We start from the raw sequence: 2,633 nt of genomic DNA on the forward strand, positions 1-2,633 counted from the left end.
TAAATTCGCCACGGGTCGCACCTGAAGATGCAGCGCATCCCTATTACCTATTACCTATTACCTATTACCTATTACCTATTACCTATTACCTATTACCTATTACCTATTACCTATTACCTATTACCTAAAATACCTAAATTGTGTACCTCATAGCTATGATAATTGCTATACATACTGTTTCGTGGTAATAGCTAATCGGTAATTCCTTGGTCAATTCCCAATTTCCTTCTTCCCAATTACCAGTAAATCATCTTTAGCCTCAATCACTGAAAATGGTATAATAGTTGAAGGTTGACTGTTCTTGATGTTCACTCCTGATCAGCAACTTGACAAAGCGATGCAGTGGCTCATGGGGGGGGACTTCCATCAGCCACTGCATCAAGACATCAACTATCTTTGATTGCAACTTATACCAAGTTGAATTAAAATTAATACTTAAAATTAATACTTAAAATTAATCAGTAGTAACTGCTTGCCCTATTAATCATTAACCCCATCACCCGTCATCTGTTCAAATGGTAATATCTTTTCTGGAAGCGCAATTTAGTATGAGGATTAGGTAGAGCAGGTGTTAGAAGTCTTAGCCGGATAATTTTTTAGTAACTTATTCAGCTGAAGTTGAGGCGTTGAAATAGGTGTTGCTGGCAGACCCAAAAGACAATCTATACTTTCTGGTGAGACTGTTGTAAACTGTAAACCAGCTCTATAGTTTGCTAGGGAATTTCCTCTAGATTCTTGGCACCACATGACTTTAACTGTAGCATTCACTGTGTAATTTTGTGGCCAAAAAAATTGTATTTTTATAACTTGACCGACTGGGATAGCTTTTTCACTGTAAATGGTGCAACCTCCTCGACTAATATTAACGACTGGCTGACGAGCTGAGAAGAGACCAGCCAATCGATAAGAAATGGAAGTCTGTTGGCGAGGTGATCTTCTTTTTTCTTGCATGCTGCTGGCATTAATCATACCCTTGACATTGATTAAGTAAAACGTTTGCCTGTCTTGATGCAAAGCGCGAGTGGGGGTTTACCCCAAGACCGCTTAGGTGCGCTTGACCCGTAATTAAATTCGCCATGGGTCGCACCTCTGCATCGCTTTTATTTGTCTTTATTTGTCCATTGTCTCAACCCCAGGTTTATGCTATGGTTCATCTATCTGTTTGACTCTGTATGGTTTTTGTATGAGTTTAAGAAGACTTGACACTCCCCGATCATTAGACGCGGGGATTCTGCTGACAGATTAGACTGTGGTAGCGCCCACAACCTAATTCTCGCTACGGTTGTCAAAGACCGTCTACCCAGTCGGCTTAAGTCTATACCTAGCTTACTGGCTACTTTTCTTAAAATATTTGCACTACCATTTAGATCCGCATTTACAACTGAATTATCGCCACTACGGTAAAGACCACGCTTAATACGCTTTCCTGATGCTTTCCACCCATTTGGTTTTTCGCCAAATTTAGGCAGGGAGTCTCCATCAAGGTAACTAGCTTTACTTGTGTAAGCTTCTTCAGTTACTTCTAATCGAATCCCATGGATTTCACACAATTGTCTTAATCTGTCTTTGAGTTTGCCAAGAGGTATTTGAACAAAATTTTGGTTATTCAATCGCCCCATATTAGCATTACTTTTTAAACCTTCGTTCCATCCCAAGACAATCGTATTTATACCGTATTTTAAACAGTGATTGATAATTAGCTTAGCTGCTTTATTGATGCCGTCCTTAATGCGGTGGTTACGCTTCCGAGTTACTCGATCAAGCCAACTATCCCAATAGCCTTGTGGTTTACCCTCTTTTCTGCTTGACACCTGCTTGTTCCAGTATTGGTTAAAAGCCTTCATTGCACGGGCATCAATCAAAAACGAATTGCCTAGGGTGTCAACACACGCTGCTAAATTATCAGCGGTTCCAACATCTATACCTAATGCTTCATTGCTGGCTAAATTTCTCTGGTTGTTCTGAACTGGGATTTCATAAGACACTTCTAGATAGAAGACGCCATTTTTGGGGAGTATAGTCCATTCCTTTATTTTTCTTCCTTTTAAATTACTTGGAAAAGGCAAGGTAAAATTCTTAATCCCAAACCAGCGCCTAACAGTCAAACCAAGATAAAATTTAACCTGTCCATTAACTAGTTTTGGCTTTTGACCACCTGAATTTGGATAAGTAACCTTGAACATCTTTGAGCCTTTTAAGTAGCTGGGAGGTTTTGGTCTATGTTGCAACTTTCCCTTGAACCATAGGTCTCTTAGTTTTTTGTAAGACTTAAATGCTTCCGTGACACTTAATAGTGTTTGTTGGGCTGGAGTCGAAGGAAGTGACTTAGATATCTTTGTTTTTCCTACACTTGGTTCATAGATTAAGTCAAATTTTTCAGTCAATATTAAACCTGTCTTGAAAAATGTTTGACGAGCAAAATACACCCCCATATTATAAAGCTTTCCTGACTGTTCACATAAATATTCCAAGATTGCCTTTGTTTCTTTATCCGGGTACAGCATTATTTGCTGTACTCCTATGCTCTTATTAGCTTGAGCCATTATATATCGTTAATTATTCTCGTTATATCGATTAGAATCTACACTGGTAGCGACATTAAATTCCGATAAACTTGTTTTTTTAAAAAAAGA

The 2,633-nt window shown here is 38.7% G+C and carries 3 protein-coding genes; all 3 read right to left on the reverse strand.

Translation table 11 applies throughout. The annotated features are described in order from the left end of the window. Nucleotides 1–259: 259 nt before the first annotated feature. Nucleotides 260–406, reverse strand: a complete 147-nt coding sequence (locus F6K20_RS33345) for a hypothetical protein (RefSeq protein ID WP_154659682.1) — start codon at nucleotides 404–406, stop codon at nucleotides 260–262. A gap of 149 nt (nucleotides 407–555) precedes the next feature. Continuing rightward, nucleotides 556–969 (reverse strand): PilZ domain-containing protein, encoded by a 414-nt coding sequence (locus F6K20_RS33350; protein ID WP_044492299.1) that lies wholly within the window; start codon nucleotides 967–969, stop codon nucleotides 556–558. A 185-nt stretch (nucleotides 970–1,154) separates the two neighbouring features. Continuing rightward, nucleotides 1,155–2,543 (reverse strand): RNA-guided endonuclease InsQ/TnpB family protein, encoded by a 1,389-nt coding sequence (locus F6K20_RS33355; protein WP_287297633.1) that lies wholly within the window; start codon nucleotides 2,541–2,543, stop codon nucleotides 1,155–1,157. Nucleotides 2,544–2,633 lie beyond the last annotated feature (90 nt).

The organism is Moorena sp. SIO2C4 (genome assembly GCF_010672485.1).
GTDB lineage: Bacteria > Cyanobacteriota > Cyanobacteriia > Cyanobacteriales > Coleofasciculaceae > Moorena > Moorena producens.

Excerpts from the sequence above, each read along its gene's own strand:
- F6K20_RS33350 (WP_044492299.1), bottom strand. The coding sequence starts at position 969 with ATGATTAATGCCAGCAGCATGCAAGAAAAAAGAAGATCACCTCGCCAA.
- F6K20_RS33355 (WP_287297633.1), bottom strand. The coding sequence starts at position 2,543 with ATGGCTCAAGCTAATAAGAGCATAGGAGTACAGCAAATAATGCTGTAC.